This window comes from Macrococcus equi, assembly GCF_047426745.1.
GTDB classification, from domain to species: domain Bacteria; phylum Bacillota; class Bacilli; order Staphylococcales; family Staphylococcaceae; genus Macrococcoides; species Macrococcoides equi.
Genome location: NZ_CP179732.1, coordinates 455,806 through 476,600, shown reverse-complemented (window position 1 = coordinate 476,600; position 20,795 = coordinate 455,806). Strand labels below are relative to the sequence as shown.

Below are 20,795 nucleotides of genomic sequence, written 5' to 3'. Positions count from 1 at the left end.
AATAAAAAAATTCCCTGCCATTAGTTCTGGTCAGGGAATATTTTTATTTGATAACTTGAATCACCATTTTTAGATGATGCTTTTTTAACATATTTTTTTAAGTCTTTTTTGAAGTCAGCAAAATCTTTTTCATCAATTTGAAGCTTGAATGATAGATTATCTTTCTTGCTATCTTCCTGTGAGAATTTTAGTAAATCTAAATTAGGAACAATCTGTTTAGCCACTGGTGCATAGAATTTTTGGATGATACTGTGCTTTTGTTCAGTTTTAACTAATTCAATGATACCTTGTTTTTCGAGTTCGGCTAAATGATAATGAATTTTTGCACGTGGGATTTCTAACTCGTCGGCGAGTTGCTGACCTGTTTTCGCTTCAATAGATAGTAGTTCTAAGAGCTTAATACGAAATGGATCACTAACACACTTTAATTGAGCAAGGTTTTCGATAACTAAAATATCTAACATTACGCTTCTCCTTAGTATTATTACATATTTTATTAAGATAATTATATTATCCTTGTAAACTTCAATTATGTCAACGAATTACACTAAAAGATTAATTTTATTATTAGTGATAAAATTTTTCATTTATAAATAATTATTGATTATGAATTTTATATAACAAAACTGTATATTTGTAAAAAACTATTTCTAAATATTTAACATGATTATTTCTTAAATTCTTTAATTAATATTTCCGTAATGGAATGTTAACTAGAATTAGTTTATTATTATACTATATGGATAGGGGAGGTTTAACATGTTAGGTCAAAGAATTAAAGAGTTGCGTAACCAGGCAAATTTGACGCAACAGGAATTAGCTGATGGTATTATATCAAGAACATATTTGAGTTTAATCGAGAAAAATTCAGTCCATCCTTCAACCAATGTGTTAAAAAAGTTAAGTGTACGTCTAAATTGTACACTGGAGGACTTTACGAGTACGACAGAAGATAGAAATTTAAGTTTACTTGAAATTAAGAAAGAAATTAAATGGGCAGAAAACCATGTATTAATAAATGACTATAAAAAACTTGGAGATTTCATCAATAAAAATTATGAAACTTTAGAGAGTATAACTGAAGCAGAACGAGGCGCGATAAGCTGGGTGACTGCGAGTTATTACTTTAATGAAAAAAACTATGATAAAGCGCGTGAATTCGTCGAGAAGGCAATTATGATTGTCAAGAAGATGCGCGATGTAACGTTATATTTAAGATGCTTAGAATTACTCGGTCGTATTGAGTATGAAGTGGGTAATGTGATGGAAGCGATCAATCAGTTAACAAAAGCGAATAACATTACAATCGTTGAAAACGTTGTTAATATCACACGAGTGTCTATTCTATATTACCTAGGTAATTATTACTCACGCGTGGGTGAATTTTATGTCGCGATTAAGCTTTGCGAAGAGGCTATGGACTTAAACATGAAGTTAAACACCTATCACTTAGCATTAAATATTGAAAATACACTTGGTCGTGCATATCAGGCGACAAAAGATAATGAACAGGCAGAATATCACTATAGAAGAGCAATCAGCTATGCAGAATTACGTCCGACCTCATTTGATCTGGTAGGAAGCTTAAGCAATTTGGCAATGTTATTACTATCTTTAGAGCGTACTGATGAAGCATATGAAATTATTGTTAAGTGCAATGCAATGCTTGATGAACACAAGTTTGATCATCCTTATGCAGTACGTGTTCGTTTGCATTTAGCAGACATTATGATAGAGAAAGAGATGTATGAAGAAGCCCGTACGGTTATCGCGAAAAATATCAAAGCAGATACATCAGGGTACGGTGAAGAGTTGATGGGAGAACTTGAATATAGACTAGGAAACTATCAAGGTGCATTAACTTATTTCAAAGTTGCATTAAACGGTAATGAACATGTTTACTTCTTTGGTCGAATCACTAAAAAGATTGCACAAATCTATGAAAAATTAGGCGATCTCGAACAATCGAATGAATATTATAAAAAATGCATCAATCTATACGAAGATTCTCTGCCATACATGGTATAATTATTTTTAGCATGAACATGGAGGAGATACAATGCAGCTCTTTAGTGTACTTGACAATTTAAGTACTATTAAGATTTTTACAGGCATCTTAGACCTGTTAATTGTATGGTATGTCATTTATTTAATGATAAACGCTATAAAAGGCACGAAAGCCATCCAATTATTAAAGGGTATCTTCTTTATTCTGATTGGTAGAACGGTGAGTCATCAACTGGATTTAACAACGACTACAAAAATGTTTGATATGGTTATGGAATGGGGTTTCTTAGCCATCATTGTTATCTTTCAACCAGAATTAAGAAGAGCTTTAGAACAGCTCGGACGAGGCAGTTTATTTAAACGTAATGCAGCGAACTTAAAGGTTAACCAGGCTAAGTTGACAGATGCGATGGTTAAATCAGTTCAATATATGGCAAAACGCCGTATCGGTGCATTAATTGTTTTTGAGAAGGAAACAGGATTACAAGATTATATAGAAACAGGTATACCTATCAATGCAGATATATCATCTGAATTGTTAATCAATATATTTATTCCAAATACACCACTCCATGATGGGGCTATGATTGTTCAGGGAGAGAAAATTGCAGTAGCAGCAAGTTACTTACCATTGTCAGATAGTGCAAAGATTCAAAAGAGTCTTGGAACGAGACACCGTGCTGCTGTGGGTATTTCCGAAGTTTCAGATGCATTTACAGTAGTTGTATCTGAAGAGACAGGTGATATCTCAGTGACGTATAATGGCAGGTTACGTAAAGATGTTTCTCTTGAAGTATTTGAAGCCTTACTTACTGAGCATTGGTTTAGTACACATGTCTCAAAGAAAGGTGTTGAATAATAATGCTTGAGAATAAATGGGGACTTAGATTTGTTGCATTGATTCTTGCTTTATTCTTATTCTTATCTGTTAACGATGTATTCGCCTTATTTGGTGATAATCAGTTTAATCAAAATGATCAGATGATTATCGAAGATGTTCCTGTTAAAGTCATCTATGACGATAAAAATTTGTATTTAACAGGTGCACCTAAAACTGTGAATGTTAAAGTTAGCGGACCTCAGTCCATTGTGAAAAAGACAGAGAGTATGCGTGACTTTACGGTAACACTTGATTTATCGAACTCTAAAGTTGGTGAATACAAGAAAAAGTTTAATGTGAAAGGTATTTCGGATAAACTAAATTATGAAGTTATACCGAAGTTTGCTAATATAACCTTATCAGAGAAAATAAAAGACACACGCCAAGTTGAAGCGGAAATTAGTAATTCCCGTATTGCAACAGGATATGAACTTGTAGGGAAAGAAGTGGACCCGTCTCAAGTAACGATTATTGGTGGAGAAGAAGAAATCAGTAAGATTGCATATGTCAAAGCAACATTGAAAGATACGACGAAACTTTCTAAGACAACAGCTGAAGAAGCAGAAGTGAACGTATTCGATTCTAACCTGAATAAACTTGATGTATCGGTGAAACCTGCAACAGTTAAAGTAAATATTAAAGTTGCACCAACTTCTAAAACAGTCGCAATTAGTCCAAAGAAATCAGGCAAACTGCCTTCAGATTTAAAACTCAATAGTTTAGAAATATCTGAAGAGGAAGTTGAATTATTCGGTAAGCGATCAGTACTTGATGGTATCGGAAGTTTAGCGATAGAAGTGGACTTGTCAAAAGTCACAAAAGATACGGTAGTTAAAGAGAATATTCCTTTACCGAAAGATGTATCGAGTGCAAATCCAAAACAAGTTGAAATTAAGATTGATGTATCAAAAAAATAACGATATGAATAAAGGAGTTATTAATAATGGGTAAATATTTTGGGACAGACGGAGTAAGAGGAGTAGCTAACAGTGAGTTAACACCGGAATTAGCTTTTGAATTAGGTCGTTATGGTGGATATGTATTAGCACATGGTGGAACTGAGAAACCTACAGTTGTTGTAGGACGTGACACACGCGTTTCAGGAGTTATGTTAGAATCTGCGCTTGTTGCAGGATTACTTTCTACAGGTGCAGAAGTTATGCGCTTAGGTGTTATTACAACACCTGGTGTAGCATACCTGACTCGTGAATTAAATGCACAAGCAGGTGTAATGATTTCAGCAAGTCATAACCCGGTACAAGATAACGGTATAAAGTTCTTTGGAGCTGATGGTTTCAAATTAAGCGATGCACAGGAAGCTGAAATCGAGAGCTTACTTGACGCAAAAGAAGATACTGTACCACGTCCAACAGGTGTTGATTTAGGACACACTTCTGATTACTTTGAAGGTGGACAAAAATATTTAAGCTTCATTAAATCAACAATTGATGGCGACTTAGAAGGATTAAAAATTGCATTAGACGGTGCACACGGATCAACATATTCTTTAGCACCATATTTATTTGGTGATTTAGAAGCAGATACAGTAACAATCGGCTGTAATCCAGATGGCAATAACATTAACGACGGTGTAGGATCTACTCATCCAGAAGGATTAGCAGAATTAGTCGTAGAATCAGGCAGTGATTTTGGATTAGCATTTGATGGTGACGGAGACCGTATTATCGCAGTAGATGAAAAAGGACAAATCGTCGACGGTGACCAAATCATGTTTATCTTAGCTCAAAGCATGCATAACGAAGGCAGCTTAAAAGATAACATGGTTGTATCTACAGTGATGAGTAACTTAGGATTCTACAAAGCATTAGATGAATTTGATATTCGTTCAAATAAAACTAAAGTTGGAGACCGTTATGTTGTTGAAGAAATGCGTAATGGAAAATACAACCTAGGTGGAGAACAATCTGGTCACATCGTAATGATGGATTATAATACTACAGGTGACGGATTATTAACTGGTGTACATTTAGCGAGCATCATTAAAAAATCTGGCAAAACATTAAGCGAACTTGCCGGTCAAATGAAGAAATACCCACAACGATTAGTTAATATCCGTGTATCAGATAAACATGCAGTTGAAGAGAACTCAGCAGTAGCTGAATCAATTGCAAAAGTGGAAGCGGAAATGAACGGTGAAGGTCGTGTATTAGTTAGACCATCAGGAACTGAGCCATTAGTACGTGTTATGGTTGAGGCGAAAACTGATGAAGATGCAGAACGATTCGTTAACAGCATCGCTGATGTTGTACGTGAACATATGGGCATCTAATATATAAAATAAGAGCATCGCCGGATACTTTGAGTATCTGGCGATGTTTTTTTGTTTGGGAGTGAGAGGAGTTGTGGTGTGAGCGATGTGAGCATTGAGTTAGTTCGCAAAAAAGTGAGATATGCGAACTAACCCGTGTGAACGAATGTCATATAATTCTAGAAAGAGTGAAAATCGACGAGTTAGTTCGCAAAAAAGCAAGATATGCGAACTAACCAGAGTGAACGAATGTCATCTAAGTATAGAAAGAGTGAAAATTGACGAGTTAGTTCGCAAAAATGTGAGATATGCGAACTAACCAGAGTGAACAATTGTCATATAAGTATAGAAAGAGTGAAAATTGACGAGTTAGTTCGCAAAAATGTGAGATATGCGAACTAACCTAAATCAACTAAGGTAATATAAGACGGCAAAGCTCTAAAATAATTGAGTTAGTTCGCAAAAATGAAAGATATGCGAACTAACCCGTGTGAACGAATGTCATATAAGTCTAGAAAGAGTGAAATTGACGAGTTAGTTCGCAAAAATGTGAGATATGCGAACTAACTTAGATCAACTAAGGTAATATAAGACGGCAAAGCTCTAGAATAATTGAGTTAGTTCGCAAAAACGAGATTAATACGAACTAACAATAACCATAATATTACAATCAATTGATTTACACATTCCCCTACAATTTTAGAAAAATTTTCTACACAAAAAAATTACCTAACATTGGATTTATAGTATAATGAAAGTATATGATAAGAGTTGTATGGTTTAATATAGACAAGTTATATATTACTTCTATTTCCGAAAGATATAATCTTCAAATACTTGTCTAAATTATGATAAATATAGTACAATTACATAAGTTTAATCGAAAGTGAGGGCCGTTTAAAACTGAATATACAGCGCCAGAACAGGGAACTGTTGACGAGGAAGATGGTTATCGAAAATTCGGCGGATGCCATCACGGATTATAGCGATTCGTTAGTTGATGTAACAAACCATCTGGGTAACTGGATGAACAAAAATCATCAACACAGCACTTACAAAAAAACAGATTTTAAAATAATACAATCAATTTAATTTATATAGCGCATGTCGCTCGGGAGGAACTTACTATGTGTGGTATTGTTGGTTACATTGGAACACAAGATGCAAAAGAAATACTCTTAAAAGGTCTTGAAAAGTTAGAATATCGTGGTTATGATTCAGCAGGTATTGCTGTTCGTAACGGTGAAGATGTTCGTGTTTATAAAGAAAAAGGTCGTATTGCTGAGTTAAGAAAAGCAGTTGACGCTACATTTGAATCAAACACTGGTATCGGACATACACGTTGGGCAACACATGGTGTACCTAACCGTGAGAATTCACATCCACATCAATCTGAAAGTGAAAGATTCACTTTAGTGCACAACGGTGTTATTGAAAACTACGAACAATTAAAAGAAGAATTTTTATCAGGTGTAACATTTAAATCTGATACTGATACAGAAATTATCGTTCAACTCGTTGAGCATTTCTCAAAACAAGGACTAGATACTGAAAAGTCATTTACAGAAGTAGTAAAATTATTACATGGTTCTTATGCCTTAGGTTTATTAGATTCACAAAATCCAGACGTTATTTACGTTGCAAAAAACAAATCTCCTTTATTAGTAGGATTAGGTAAAGGTTTCAACGTTATTGCTTCAGATGCAATGGCAATGTTACAAGTTACTGACACGTATGTTGAATTAACAGACGGAGAAATCGTATTAGTTGAGAGAGATAAAGTTACAATCAAAGACTTAGACGGTAAAGAAGTTAAACGTAAGCCTTATAAAGCTGAAATTGACGCTTCAGATATCGAAAAAGGAACATTTGCTCATTACATGTTAAAAGAAATCCATGAACAACCTGCTGTAATGCGTAAAATTATTCAAGAGTACCAAGATGAAAAAGGTCAATTAAAAATCGATAAAGATATCGTCAAAGCTGTTCGTAAAGCTGATCGCATCTATATCGTAGCATGTGGAACTTCATACCACGCTGGTTTAGTGGGTAAAGAATACTTAGAAAAATGGTCTGGTGTACCAACTGAAGTACATGTTGCATCAGAATTCGTTTACAATATGCCATTACTATCTAAGAAACCATTATTTATCTTCATTTCACAATCAGGTGAAACAGCAGATAGCCGTGCAGTACTTGTTGAAGTTAAGAAATTAGGTCACACTGCATTAACAGTTACGAATGTACCAGGATCTACTTTATCTCGTGAAGCAGATCATACATTAATTTTACATGCCGGACCTGAAATTGCTGTTGCCTCTACTAAAGCTTACACTGCACAAATCGCAGTATTAGCTATTTTAGCGCAAGTTGTAGCGAAAGATGCTGGTATTGAGACTGATGTTGATTTATTACCAGAACTTGCAAAAGTTACTTCAGCAATTGTATCGATTGTTGACGATGCTGATAAAATGGAAGACTTAGCACGTAAATTCTTAGAAACTACGCGTAACGCATTCTTTATTGGTCGTACAATGGATTTCTATGTGGGTCTTGAAGGTGCTTTAAAACTTAAAGAAATTTCTTATATTCAAGCTGAAGGATTTGCCGGTGGAGAATTAAAACACGGTACAATCGCTTTAATTGAAGATGGAACACCTGTTATCGCATTAGCAACTCAAGAAGCAGTTAACTTATCAATTCGCGGTAACGTGAAAGAGGTTGTAGCACGTGGTGCTAACCCATGTATTATCTCTATGTCAGGATTAGAGCAAGATGGCGATGCTTATGTTATTCCTGCAATCCATGATATGCTTACACCTTTAGTATCTGTAGTTACTTTACAGTTAATTTCATACTACGCAGCTTTACACCGTGGTTGTGACGTTGATAAACCACGTAACTTAGCAAAATCAGTTACAGTTGAATAATATGTTGAAGACACTTTATCTCATGATAGAGTGTCTTTTTTTGTAACAAAAATCACTTAAACACTTCAATAATGTTAATGATGTGAACTTCAAAATAATGTTTGATATTGTAAATATATAGGATTATGATGGACTTGAAAGAAGAATAGAAGGAGAGTGGAAAAAATGAATGAAGTATTGAAAACTGCTACTACATTTGCCATTGCATCTTCACTATTACTCGTCTCTGTACCAAGCGAAACACATGCTGTAACTAAGCCTTATTACAGCTATAACGGTTACGTAAAAAACAATTCGAAGTTCCTGATCGATAAAGACTTTGTACGTGCATTAAAGTACGATAATTTTATAATGAATGGATATAAGTTAAACCTAAAAGGTAGAAATGGCTATGGTACAAAAGACTTTATGAAGTATGACACTTACTACTATAAAGACGCAAAAAATCGTGTGACAATGATTAGACCAATAGTTAGCCATGATAAAACGATTACTTTAAAGCAATTTCTTGCTGCACATAAAAATAATAAGCTCATTCATAAAGGTAAAGGTCCAAAAGTAGGCGTTTATGATTTACATTACCGTACAAACGGTGCAGATTACTTTGCCTCATTTTATAAAGGGTATCTGATTTACTTTGAGTATGGCGTATACGCATCTTAAAAGCATTCATCCTATGTACTTTGTACATAGGATTTTTTTATAAATTCATAATATATTTACTCAATTACGTATGTTTGTTATATAATGGAACTCATAAAGGGGTGAGAGCATGAAAAAAATAATAGCATGTTGTCTTGGATTATTACTATTCTTTACGGTGTCTTTTGATGCGAGTGCAGCGCTTAAAAAACCGGCAGTACCAAATTTAAAACACAAAACGACAATTCAAGCGATGAAAAAAGGAACACATAAAATAAATGGCATTAAGGTAGGTAATACATACAGTTATGTCAAACAGAAATGGGTCAAACCGTCATTTAAAGTAACATCGGTCTATCAGCGTTATGACTTTGAGTATCATTATCTGACAGAACGTGGGGATAACACGATACTTTACTTTACAGGGAAACGTGGACAAAAGCTTGATCAATATCGTCTACGCTCAATTAGTTTCTCAGGGATCCCTCAATTCTTCACAGTAGGTGATATGAATAAATACTGGGGAGAAGGAGATTTATATTATCCGCAGGCAGGTACAATTAACTATATTCAAGGGAATACATTATTATCATTCGATATTAATGGTAGCTTGACATATGTGGCACAACTACATCCAGATGATATTAAAGAAATACTGAAAAAATTTGCTGAATAAATATAATATGATAATAACCACCGATAAATCTTTATTTATTGGTGGTTATTATTTTGCTAAATATTGATTAGTTTGTGTTATCTGTTAAAAAATGTTGTTATTCATTACTAAATTCTAAAAAAGTATTATTCTAAGTTAGTTTTATTATTAAGTTGTTATTTTAATGTTATTTTTACAAGTTACAAAATTACAACAATATTACAATACTTCAATATAATAAGGTGTATACTTAAAATATAAAAATTAATTGGGGAGGTTATAAATGTTGAATACGATTGATATGTATTTAGCTTTAAATGATATTAATAAAAAATATCCGGAATTAAAATTAAATGATAAAGACCAGTTAATTTTAAGAACGCTAATTTATACAAATTATGCACTTGATTCAGTAGAGTATATTACTGGTCAGGATAAACAATCAATACTAGATGTATATCAGAAAATCATGACCTCTCAAGTACCGCTCAACTATGGACGTAATGATATACAACATAAAAAAACAGAGTCGACAAAACCACGTAGCTTTAAACGTATGGAAATGGTTGAATTTCTGAAACAGGAATTGCGTCAATCAAATCCAGGGATTGAATTTATCAATCTAAAGTATAATGTGTTAACCTGCCAGTTAGGTGAAAGATACTTCACAATCTATGTTAGTACATCAAGAGACTATGAATTCTTAAAAGACACAGAACTAATTATTAAAAAACGTGTTGCTGCATGGCATAAAGGTGATGAACAGATATTTAGTGATCACGACTACTATGCAATGATGGTAAAAGTTGATGCCGAATCAGAATATGTTACAGATAACGATAAAGGGATTGAATACATCATTCTGGATCAGGCAGAAATACAGGAATGGTTAAGTAAGAAGAGCAAGAATCAAAGTGGAATGATCAATTGCTATGTCCATTATATTCAAGAAAAAAATAATACAAATATACGTAAAATTGAAGATTCTAGAGAGACGCCGAAGATTTCCTTAATGAAATATCATCGTCGTGGCTATCAAATCAGTGAGTAGCATTCAAAATTTCTGGAAGGCGTATACTACCTATCCGGATAATACACCAGAAAATGTAGCAAATTTCGCTGCTTTTCATCCCTATGATTTAGCACATTTTCAAGAGAAATATCCACATTTCTTCGAAGAAATCACTCATCTAAAAGGTAGAAAACTGCAGGAACGTTTAAAGTTTGAACAACATCTCTACCAGGTCAATGGCATGTATGTGCTGGACGATAATAATAACTTAGTTAAAGATGAGAACCATATACATATCTGGGTGCCAGAGCCATACGCAGGTAATTTCGAGCAGGCGAAAATTTTAATTCTGCTCGTTAATCCGGCATTCAATCCTAAATATCATCCAATGGATCAAGAAAAACGCATAAAGTTTGATAATCTTCATCGGGACTTACCTGATTATTCCCCTTACGAATTTACTAATGGTCAGTTAAATAAAGATAATAAACTTAACTGGCATTATCATTATATGTATCAACATATTGAGCGTGACATAGGATATTTTCACCCAAATCAGCTATTTACACTGCAATATTATGCTTATCCGTCATACACTAGAGATGATATAACATTTTATAACGAGTTACTTCCGAGTCAGATAGCCGCAATTCAAACGGTTAAAGAAGCGATGGATAGAGAATTGACCATTATTGCACGCAGTACAGATAGAACTCGCTGGTTATCGCATATACCGGAACTCGCACAATACAAAAAGTTATTTGTATTTACAAACTTTAAACAGCCGGCATTACATCCAGATGAAGTCATTCACTATGATACATATCGTAAGAAAGAAATACTGACAATGAAAGGTATGCTGAAAGATGCACGGAAAAGAGACTGGAAGTTGTTAATTAAGGATATTGAACCAATGGGATGAGTAGTTGTTATTTTTTGTTGGGAATCAGGTTGTGTTAAGCGTAAAAGACTATAAAAAAATTTATGGTCATTTCCGTGCTTAAAATAAGTTTTGTCCTGGCGTAAAAGACTATAAAAAAGTTTTATGGTCATTTCCGTACTTAGAATAAGTTTTGTCCTGGCGTAAAAGACTATAAAAAAGTTTTATGGTCATTTCCGTACTTAGAATAAGTTTAAGTCTGGCGTAAAAGACTATAAAAAAGTTTTATGGTCATTTCCGTGCTTAAAATAAGTTTTAGTCGAGTGTAAAAGACTATAAAAAAAATTTATAGTCATTTCCCTACTAAGAATAAGTTTAAGTCTGGCGTAAAAGACTATAAAAAAGTTTTATAGACACTTTCGTAATCAAAAAAAAGATGTACCTCTTACCAAAGTAAAAGCGATAGCAGCAGCTATCGCTTTTATCATTTCAGTTGGTTGATACGTGAGCGTACTTCAAAGAAAATTGAAACAAGTAACATAAATTCAACAATCTTTGATAAAATGCCTAAGTTATAGATAAAGATGCAGACAAGCACAACTAACCCGTATATAAATAATGCGACTGCAGCATATAATTGCTGACGTACCATTATTGGGGTAATTACTTTACCAGACTGTGTCAACATCGCGTTATACAAATTAAATAACATGAATAACCCGATTGAAATTAAATATAAGCCACTAACCACCATCTGTGGATCATGGCGCGTAATGCCATCATAGACATTAAATAATTGTGCAGCAAAAAATAAAAATGCAAAAATAGTGATTAAAATATTACTGAACTTCATAAACTATCTCCTCTTGATTGCTTTAAAAAGACTGTATGCAATTAATAATAGCATAAATAATTGCATGGTTCTTGAAATCCAGCTGTAATCAAAATAGAACATTGCAATCAATGTGCCGGCTGCAAAAAAGCAAAAGAAAGTACAAAGTCCAATCAGTAATCCACGCTTTTCACCGTGTTTGCGATAATCATCACTCATCTCAAGAAAATAAATCGCAGTAAGTCCCAATAGAGATAGCTGATAGCATACTACCATTAAGTCATTATAGTTATGATGAACAATACCGCTATAAAGTAACATTAACCAACATATTATAGTAATCGGCAATACGATAAATAAAACAATTTTACGCCACAAAACAATCACTCCTCAATTACATTTTAACATAAGTTGGAATTTGAGGAGAAATCATAAAATTAACGTAATCCTACTTTTGAATTAGAAAGTGAATAAGCATACCATTTAGTACCAACTTTTTTGAAGTTGATGATTGTGTATGTATTACCTTTCGTCCATGTTACCATTCTGATGCTGCCACTCGTGCGGATATCTTTTGTTGCACCGAAGTTTTTCATAACAGTCTTATATTCATATTTTGTGTGAGATCTAGTACTCATCATAATATGATCCACTTTTACTTTATATTCAGAAACACTTCCACGAGCAGTTCCTTTAACTTTTAAATTACCGATTGGACCGTAGCTGTATTCCGGTATCGTGATTGAAGATTTATATACGCTTCTTTTAGTCGGTTTTCCCCATTTTTTCTTCACAACTGAAAAATTGTTACCGAGCTTTACACCGTAATAACTATATGTGCCTGATTTAATCTTTTGAGCTACTGATTTACTCGAAATATTTGGGATAGGTGTAGGGACAGGTGGTCTTTTAGCGTCTGCTAGTGGTGAAAAGATAGCTAATAACAATGATAACGTGATGACTAAACTCCAAATTTTCTTCATAAATAACTCTCCTTTTAATTAATGTTGTGATACATCTATATTATAAATAATTTATTGTAAAATAAAAATAAAAGTGTAATTAGTTGTAAAAAATTCTTGAGTACAAATTTATGTTCGAATTGAGGGGTCTAAATTGTATAATCGTCATCTTACAATAAAGATGATACGATAGAAAAAAACTGCTCAAAGAACAGGAGGGATAGCGATGAGGATTTTAATTGCGCCGGATTCTTATAAAGAGTGTTTGAGTGCGTTACGTGTGGCTGAGTATATGCGAGATGGGTTAGCATTGTCGTTACCTGATAGTGAATTTATCTTACGTCCTATGGCAGATGGGGGTGAGGGAACGGTTGATGCATTAGTGCATGGTTTGAATGGAAAGAAGGTCGAAATCAACACTGTTGATATGTTCCGTCGACCAATTACAACATATTATGGAGAGTTAGATAGTAAAACTGCTGTTATTGAAGTGGCTAATATTATTGGTATGGAAGTGTCACGTGAGCGTAATCCTTATATGGCTTCAAGTTTTGGAGTGGGGGATGTTATTTGCAAACTTTATGCACGTGGCTTCAGGAAGATTTATGTCGGATTAGGTGGCAGTCTGACGAATGATGGTGGCGCGGGCGTGCTTGAGGCATTGGGTTTGAATTTTGTAAATCATAATGGCTTCAGGTTTGATGTGAATGGTGGTAACTTATCTGACATTTCTGCAATAGAAGGTTCTTTAATGGATGGTATCCATGATCTTGATATTCAATTAATCTGTGATGTGGATAATCCTTTATGTGGCAAGAGTGGTGCGACTTATACATACGGTAAGCAAAAGGGTGTGACTGAACAGGCAATGCCCGAGTTTGAGGCAGCGATTAATGATTTTGCGTTGATAGTATCAGATTATCTCAAGATCGATATGAAAAATACCCCAGGCGCTGGTGCTGCGGGTGGTATAGGTTTTGGCTTATTATGTTCAGGTAGTACGCTCGTGCCTGGTGCAGAATTTGTTGCAGATATTGTACTCAGTGATTTGGATCTTACTACAATTGATTATGTGATTACAGGTGAAGGGAGGAGCGACTTTCAAACGAAATTCGGTAAGTTACCGGTGTGTGTTGCAAAGCGTATCAATAAGAATGGCGGAAAATCTATACTTATCTCGGGTGGTCTCGGTACAGACTACCAGGAGTTATATGAATATTTTTTAAGTATGCACTCAATTACAGATGGACCGATGTCACTTGATGATGCGATAACAAATGCACCATCGTTAATCATGAATACATGTCGTAATATCGGACGATTAGTGCAATAAAAAAAGAGCCTAGGCTCTTTTTTTCGTTCCGTATTTCTTAAGACATAGATTGAGCAGAATGCAGATAATGATGATGGATAAAACGGTTACTATTAATCCGCCTTCCAATCCAAACATACCTCCATTTATCAGTGACATGTCAGTGTTTGATTGAGTATTTAATATTGTCGCAGGGAGTGATGTACCACTCACTTCATTCCCTAATAAGACACCTAACGTAATATTCCAGAAACTATGTGCAGCACCAGTGAGCCAGATGTTATCTGACCAGTAGAATAATAAAGAGAACACTACACCAGCTAGAAACAGATTAATAAAGCTAAGTAAACTCGTATTAGGATTTAAAAAATGAAGCAGTGAAAAGAATGCTGAGTTAATAATGATGCCTGCAGGGATACCGATCTGATGGCTTACTTTATTCATCAGAAATCCTCGTGCAACAACTTCTTCTGTTAATCCTTGAATCATGAATAAAGCGATAACCCATACTAAAGTAAACATTTGAATATGATGATTCACTGTACTATGCATGGCACCTGTCAGGAGATTGATGATATAGACAATGAGTATAATCGCTATCCCAAAAGTCATGCCTAACAGATACCTTGGAATTAATCGTTCTTTAAAGAAACCCAGTGCCTGGATCGGGTGACGGTACAAGAATTTGTTCGTTAAGATAAATGAGAATAGCAAAAACGGAAAAGTGAGTAAGCTAAATAATGTATTGAGTGGTTCTTTCATAAGATCATTCAGTGTAGCCGTCGGATTCAATGCAAGTAATACAGGTACCAGTACTAATGAAGCAACGATTTGCATGATGATAAAGAGTACAATCGAAATAATGATTGTGACTGACCAATGGATATTTCGAGGAGATTTGGTTGATAAGGCGATACTTTTGTTGAAATTCATGCGTATGTCCTCCGTAATTTTTACCATGATTATATCATATAATTAATTTACATTATCTTGAGATAATGTAGTATTATATAATTTAGGGGAAAAATAGAACGGAGATGAACACATGAACGTAAAGAAGATGAGTATTGTCGTATCAACTGCCTTGTTACTTGTAGCATGTGGTAAAGATGAAGTGGTTCCTGAGAAGGTTAAGGAAGAACAAAAGGCAAGTGCAGCAGATATTGCAAGAAAGCAAATTAAAGCAAGTCGCGAAAAGAAATTATCTGCTGATAAAAAAGCTGATAGCACGACTGAAGAGAAGACGCAGGAAGTTGTAACAACTGAAGCGGTTCAAAAAGAGAATGTGAATAACATAACGAATCGTAATACGTTAAGTCAGATTATATACAGTAATAACTATACAGCTGCTGAGAAGATGGCAGCTTATCAGAGTGGTGTAGCAAATGGCGTGATTCCTCAAGGAACTAATACCTCATCACCAGCAGCAGCTTTTGAAAGTGCATTACAAGTCGAGCTTAATGGTGCACAAACACAAGCTACAACTGAAACACCAGCGATTGATCCGAATACAGGATTACCTGTACAGCAGTAAGAGTACTCTTTAACATTGAGATATATAGCAGGAAAACATAGTAATGAGCAATAAATACATAACCTCTTTAGAAAGAAGGTCACCAGATGAAACGGCTAGTTCAAATAATGATTATTTTAGTGATTATGTTAAATATAAGTGATGTTGCTGAAGCAAAGTCAGTTAATTCATTAACACAGTTACCGAGGATGGTAGATAGTTATTCTGCAGTAGCTTTGAAAAATATAAAAGGATATGATAAGGATACATTTAGTCCAGTTCAAATAAGAAAAGGTCAAAAGATTATTATTGTTGAACGAGAATATTTTGCAGGTTATGACTACATCATTTTGAAAGGTAATATTTATATTCCTTTTGATAATTCAAGCATTAAAATTATCAAGCATGTTAACGGAAAAGCTGATTATGATAAATATCATATGTCTCAAGTACTATACAAAGAATTACAATACATAGGTAAAAACAATTATTATTATAATCGTTATAAAACTGCAGCGATAAATTATGAAAAACAGCATCAAGAAGATGTGAAATATTTATTTATGGAAATGTTAGCAAATACGTTACATAATCAACCGATATACGGGAGAGGCATAGAAAGCCCAGGTGAAGTAACCTTTGATCAGTGGTTGCAAGAAGGGAAACCTACATATGATTATGGAGAATGGAAATGTACTAACCAGAATAAATATAAAATTGACATAATGAATCCTAAGTTTCACAGCGAATATTTCTATACTAATAACAGAAATATTTCAGATATAAAAATTGGTATGAACGATCCATCGTTCACTGAAAGAATCAATCTATGCGACCGATTAGGAACAGCATATGACTTTGTTCAATATGGAACAAATGTTGGTTATACAATTGATTCAAAACATAAGATTAAAAATATTTTTATCATACCAGATCGTAAATATTCATTTGCACAAACTATTAAAGTATTTGGTACACCGTCTTCATATAAATATATAACTAAGGGTGTCCATGAATACCATGCGATTTATGACCAAAATAAAAGAAATGGATTTAAAGTTATTGTAGCCTTTGATCAATTTAAAGGAAACTTAAAATATATTGTTAAAGTGGATGAATAATTTGAGTTTTATTTCGATTATAAGAGTATTTCAAACTCATACTATGTAAAAACATTATTATTTCATTTATAATTGAGAAATCGGTTTTAAGCACCGGTTTCTTTTTATTGCTTTAAAGGGAGAGTTTCAATGGATTTAATTAAAAACGGTGTATTTCTTCAGACACTGACAAATAAAAATAACTATACGGATATTGAATTATCTACAATGCATGACACGATTTCAAATTTAATGAATACCTCAACAAATGAAAACAAACCAGGCATGCTACTTGGTCGCATACAGTCTGGAAAGACGCGTAGTTTCATGGGCTCTATGGCGCTTGGTTTTGATAATGGGTATGAAGTGGTTATTCTTCTGACAAAGAACTCCAATGCTTTGGCTCGTCAGACGTATGAACGTGTGTCAGAGGAGTACGCATCACTGATTGATGAGGACTATGTATCGGTCTATGATATTATGCATCTACCTGACGATTTACGTAAGTATGAACTGAATAAGAAGTTTGTAGTGATTGTGAAAAAAGAGAAGAAGAATGTTGAGCGTTTAACAAAAGCTTTATTTGATACATATCCGGTATTATCAGAAAGACAGATGTTGATTATTGATGATGAAGCGGACTATGCATCAGTCGTCTATGATAAAGACCGTGATAAGAATCTAACTGAATTGAAAGTAATCGCAACGGAGCTTGATCATATTAAACGTCGTATCCCAAGTGCAAGTTATCTTCAAGTTACAGCGACGCCTTATTCACTCTATTTGCAACCGGATAGTAAGACGTTGCAAGCACGTGGTTATCAACCGAAACGTCCGGCGTTTACGGTACTTGTTCCGACGTTTGATGCTTATGTAGGTGGTAAATTCTATTTCGAACAGTCAAAACTAAACCATCCGGCAAGCTATGTCTATCAGCCGATAACGGATACAGAGCTTGAGATTTTACGCAAAGAGGATAATCGTCGAGCGAAGGATAGCTATCTACTGACATCGAAGAATTTTAATGGCTTGCGCAGTGCGATCGTTAACTTTGTTGTAGGTGGGAAGATACGTCATCTACAGGCATTAAATGATAACAAACGTCCTAAAAAATACGCATTTATAATGCATACAATTACTACGAAGAAAGCACATGAGTGGCAGTACAAATTAGTTCTAAAGATTGAACAGAAATTAGTGGATTTAATACGGGAGGATGAACCAGCATTTAAGAGACTAATACAAACGGCATACGATGGATTTAAACAATCCACTAAGGCTGAATATTTCCCGGGAATTAAGGAGGTATATGCGTCAGTAAAGGGTGCATTTTTAGATGAGGAACTACTCACTACAATCGTTAATTCTGAAAATGATGTGAATCAGTTATTAAATAAGTCAGGTGAACTGAAATTACGTGCACCGTTAAATTTCTTTATAGGTGGTCAAATATTGGATCGAGGTATTACCATAGGGAATTTAATCGGCTTTTATTACGGGCGTGATCCAAAGAAATTCCAGCAGGATACCGTCTTACAGCACTCAAGGATGTACGGTGCCCGCCCTAAGGAAGATTTGTATGTGACGCGCTTTTATACAACGCCGCGTATATATGACGTGATGGAAAGGATGCATACCTTTGATGAAGATTTAAGACGCGCATTTGAATCTGGACGCAATGCCGGTGAAGTGGTCTTTATGATGCATGACACCAATCGTGACATCGTACCTTGTAATCCGAATAAGATATTACTGTCAAAAGTAATCACCATTAAAGGTAAGAAGCGTTTCTTACCAGTAGGTTTCCAGACGAAAAGTAGAAGTGAAATGAAGCGATGTATGAAGAAAATCGATTTAATGATAGAAGAGCTTCGAATCGTTGCTATCAAACAAAATGCGAATGATACACGCCATATACTGGTACCTGTAGAAAGTGTGATTGCGATTATGAATGAAATCGCTGATACACTTGTTATGGAAGAAGGATACGAGTGGAATACTGAAACATATACTTCAATTCTGAATTACTTATCCAGATTATCTGTAAATGATACGGGATACGTTTGGGTCATCACGCGTGACAATCGTAATATCTCACGCTTTAGACAGGACGGCGTGAGATTTGCGGATAGACCCGATAATGGTCAAGATGAGTTGAAACAAAGTTACCGTTATGGAACGACACATCCAACAGTGATGCTGCTCAGACAAAATGGGGAGGAGATGCATGGATGGCGTGGTGCACCCTTCTACTGGCCGGTTATCATTGCACAGACAAAGTTAAATACGATCGTTTATGAATGATAGACTGACAGTATATGTCGGTCTTTTCTTTATATATAAATTTTTTTAAATAAATCGTTTTCAACAATATGTGAAATATTACAATAGTATAAAAATGTTATATAATTAAACTAGAGATAGAAAGATAAACCATTTTGAACATGCTGTTTTGAAATTACTTCATTTCACGGGAGGCATCTATGATTTGTCTTAATCCAGGAAAGAACACATTCTTTTTATCGGTTGTAACGATTATCAGTATTACGGTTCTATCTTTACTTTTATTGTTGTCTTATATCTTCTTTACAATGAAGCATTCACCCCTCTGGCTCACTTTCTTTGGTATATTACTGCTTGTTTTTATGTTGTTCTTAAATACTTTCTTTGTGTCAGGACCTATCAATTTAATACTGAGTACCATTAATAAGGAGAAGCTCTACGCATCAAATCAAGGTATTCATTTTCGTGCCGGGAATTATCACAAAACATTACCAGCTAAAGAAGTAGGGTGCATCGTAGTGCAGAATGATGTAATGACCGTGTATAACAAAAATGGTGATATCTTTGCGCAAGTAAGTTGTAACCATTATCAGCATGTTTTAACGAGCGTTAAACAATTTGGTTACCGCTATTATACGAGTGACCCATATGAATATATTCCTGTTGATCAGACAAATATCAGTCACGCGCTTAAAAGCGAAGCATTCTTTAGATACTTTGCATATTTGTATCGTGCGTATATGCAGAATGTCGACCCGAAGGCGAGTAATCTATACTTACTTCAAAACGGTGTACTTTTCAAACAGGGTAAAGAAGGTCCGATGGTACGCAGGGCACATCACCTGCTATTTGATACCACGGACCATTACGATGAATATAGACGAGGAAGATTTTCTATAGCGCATCCTTTGTTCTTAATGATTGTACTCATCACTATCATATTGATGGAAATAGTTTATTTTCTCATATGGGGACAAGTTGATAAGCCGCATATTAACCAAACAGCCACAGCACTTGGGTATGTCATCTATCCTGCGCTTGTAATGTTCTCAGTAGTACTTTCATATCGCATTTTCTATCCGAAGAAAACTTTTGAAATAACTGAAAATCATATACTTATAAAATATAAAAAGAAATTAAAATATATGAAACGTCAGGATATTCAGTCGATCCAGATTGATATTAAGAAGTTAACGTTTATTCTAAAATCTGAACCTCCTATTTCAATCTTTATGCCACAAGAATATGGTATTATCTATGATCTTGAAAAATATCACTACCCGTTTGTTGCTCAAAGTACAATACCTGACAAAATTAAGTGGTATCCAGGTATAAAAGACATTTCTGCAGAAGCCAATGGATACGCAAAAGCCTATCTTCATATTGTGACGGATGATGAAGTATCAGGATATAATGCGGAGTTCATCAAGCAATCAAAACAAAGATTAAAAGATTATGGTATTACACCTGTGACCGAAGAAATTATCCATGAAGCACTCTACATTGATTAAGGAGAAG

19 protein-coding genes are annotated in these 20,795 nt (G+C 34.6%); 14 read left to right on the top strand and 5 right to left on the bottom strand.

What is annotated here, in order from left to right:
• Positions 1-20 precede the first annotated feature (20 nt).
• Positions 21-464, bottom strand: coding sequence for an ArsR/SmtB family transcription factor (locus ACMGE6_RS02425; protein WP_414044987.1), 444 nt, complete (start codon positions 462-464; stop codon positions 21-23).
• A gap of 295 nt (positions 465-759) precedes the next feature.
• Here ACMGE6_RS02425 and ACMGE6_RS02420 point away from each other — a divergent pair, with 295 nt between their 5' ends.
• From ACMGE6_RS02420 to ACMGE6_RS02380, 9 genes are all read left to right on the top strand, one after another.
• Positions 760-2,028, top strand: coding sequence for a helix-turn-helix domain-containing protein (locus ACMGE6_RS02420; protein WP_414054326.1), 1,269 nt, complete (start codon positions 760-762; stop codon positions 2,026-2,028).
• Positions 2,029-2,059: 31 nt separating this feature from the next.
• Entirely contained in the window at positions 2,060-2,866 is an 807-nt protein-coding gene (gene cdaA, locus ACMGE6_RS02415) for a diadenylate cyclase CdaA (protein WP_414054325.1), read from the top strand.
• 2 nt (positions 2,867-2,868) lie between these two features.
• Entirely contained in the window at positions 2,869-3,804 is a 936-nt protein-coding gene (locus tag ACMGE6_RS02410; protein WP_414044984.1) for a CdaR family protein, read from the top strand.
• A gap of 26 nt (positions 3,805-3,830) precedes the next feature.
• Positions 3,831-5,177 carry a phosphoglucosamine mutase gene (glmM, locus tag ACMGE6_RS02405; protein WP_414044983.1) on the top strand — a complete coding sequence of 449 codons (1,347 nt, stop codon included), beginning with the start codon at positions 3,831-3,833 and terminating at the stop codon, positions 5,175-5,177.
• A gap of 1,106 nt (positions 5,178-6,283) precedes the next feature.
• On the top strand, positions 6,284-8,086 hold the full coding sequence (glmS, locus tag ACMGE6_RS02400) for a glutamine--fructose-6-phosphate transaminase (isomerizing) (RefSeq protein ID WP_414054324.1): 1,803 nt from the start codon (positions 6,284-6,286) through the stop codon (positions 8,084-8,086).
• A gap of 165 nt (positions 8,087-8,251) precedes the next feature.
• Entirely contained in the window at positions 8,252-8,749 is a 498-nt protein-coding gene (gene isaB, locus ACMGE6_RS02395; RefSeq protein ID WP_414054323.1) for an immunodominant staphylococcal antigen IsaB family protein, read from the top strand.
• Positions 8,750-8,858: 109 nt separating this feature from the next.
• Complete coding sequence (locus ACMGE6_RS02390; protein WP_414047627.1) at positions 8,859-9,404, top strand: hypothetical protein; 546 nt, start codon at positions 8,859-8,861, stop codon at positions 9,402-9,404.
• Between the two features lie 262 nt (positions 9,405-9,666).
• A complete protein-coding gene (locus ACMGE6_RS02385; RefSeq protein WP_414047628.1) occupies positions 9,667-10,434 on the top strand; it encodes a hypothetical protein in 768 nt (255 codons plus the stop codon).
• Positions 10,412-11,317 (top strand): hypothetical protein, encoded by a 906-nt coding sequence (locus ACMGE6_RS02380; RefSeq protein ID WP_414054322.1) that lies wholly within the window; start codon positions 10,412-10,414, stop codon positions 11,315-11,317. Before ACMGE6_RS02385 ends, ACMGE6_RS02380 begins: the two co-directional genes overlap by 23 nt.
• Before the next feature lie 442 nt (positions 11,318-11,759).
• Here the strand turns inward: ACMGE6_RS02380 and ACMGE6_RS02375 are convergent, their stop codons facing one another.
• From ACMGE6_RS02375 to ACMGE6_RS02365, 3 genes are read right to left on the bottom strand one after another with little or no spacing between them, the layout of a single operon-like run.
• Complete coding sequence (locus ACMGE6_RS02375; RefSeq protein WP_414054321.1) at positions 11,760-12,128, bottom strand: hypothetical protein; 369 nt, start codon at positions 12,126-12,128, stop codon at positions 11,760-11,762.
• Positions 12,129-12,131: 3 nt separating this feature from the next.
• Complete coding sequence (locus ACMGE6_RS02370; RefSeq protein WP_414054320.1) at positions 12,132-12,485, bottom strand: hypothetical protein; 354 nt, start codon at positions 12,483-12,485, stop codon at positions 12,132-12,134.
• Positions 12,486-12,544: 59 nt separating this feature from the next.
• The gene (locus tag ACMGE6_RS02365; RefSeq protein WP_414054319.1) at positions 12,545-13,090 is read right to left on the bottom strand and encodes a hypothetical protein; all 546 of its coding nucleotides are present in this window, start codon (positions 13,088-13,090) and stop codon (positions 12,545-12,547) included.
• Positions 13,091-13,295: 205 nt separating this feature from the next.
• Between ACMGE6_RS02365 and ACMGE6_RS02360 the strand changes: the two genes are divergently transcribed.
• Entirely contained in the window at positions 13,296-14,402 is a 1,107-nt protein-coding gene (locus ACMGE6_RS02360) for a glycerate kinase (protein ID WP_414054318.1), read from the top strand.
• A gap of 9 nt (positions 14,403-14,411) precedes the next feature.
• Here ACMGE6_RS02360 and ACMGE6_RS02355 read toward each other — a convergent pair whose 3' ends face one another.
• Positions 14,412-15,314, bottom strand: coding sequence for a CPBP family intramembrane glutamic endopeptidase (locus ACMGE6_RS02355; RefSeq protein WP_414054317.1), 903 nt, complete (start codon positions 15,312-15,314; stop codon positions 14,412-14,414).
• Positions 15,315-15,426: 112 nt separating this feature from the next.
• Here ACMGE6_RS02355 and ACMGE6_RS02350 point away from each other — a divergent pair, with 112 nt between their 5' ends.
• The 4 genes from ACMGE6_RS02350 (at position 15,427) to ACMGE6_RS02335 (ending at position 20,788) form a co-directional block, all read left to right on the top strand.
• Positions 15,427-15,915, top strand: a complete 489-nt coding sequence (locus ACMGE6_RS02350; RefSeq protein WP_414054316.1) for a hypothetical protein — start codon at positions 15,427-15,429, stop codon at positions 15,913-15,915.
• A gap of 86 nt (positions 15,916-16,001) precedes the next feature.
• Positions 16,002-17,015, top strand: a complete 1,014-nt coding sequence (locus tag ACMGE6_RS02345; protein ID WP_414054315.1) for a hypothetical protein — start codon at positions 16,002-16,004, stop codon at positions 17,013-17,015.
• Positions 17,016-17,144: 129 nt separating this feature from the next.
• The gene (locus ACMGE6_RS02340; RefSeq protein WP_414054314.1) at positions 17,145-19,298 is read left to right on the top strand and encodes a Z1 domain-containing protein; all 2,154 of its coding nucleotides are present in this window, start codon (positions 17,145-17,147) and stop codon (positions 19,296-19,298) included.
• Positions 19,299-19,477: 179 nt separating this feature from the next.
• Complete coding sequence (locus ACMGE6_RS02335) at positions 19,478-20,788, top strand: hypothetical protein (RefSeq protein ID WP_414054313.1); 1,311 nt, start codon at positions 19,478-19,480, stop codon at positions 20,786-20,788.
• Positions 20,789-20,795: the final 7 nt, after the last annotated feature.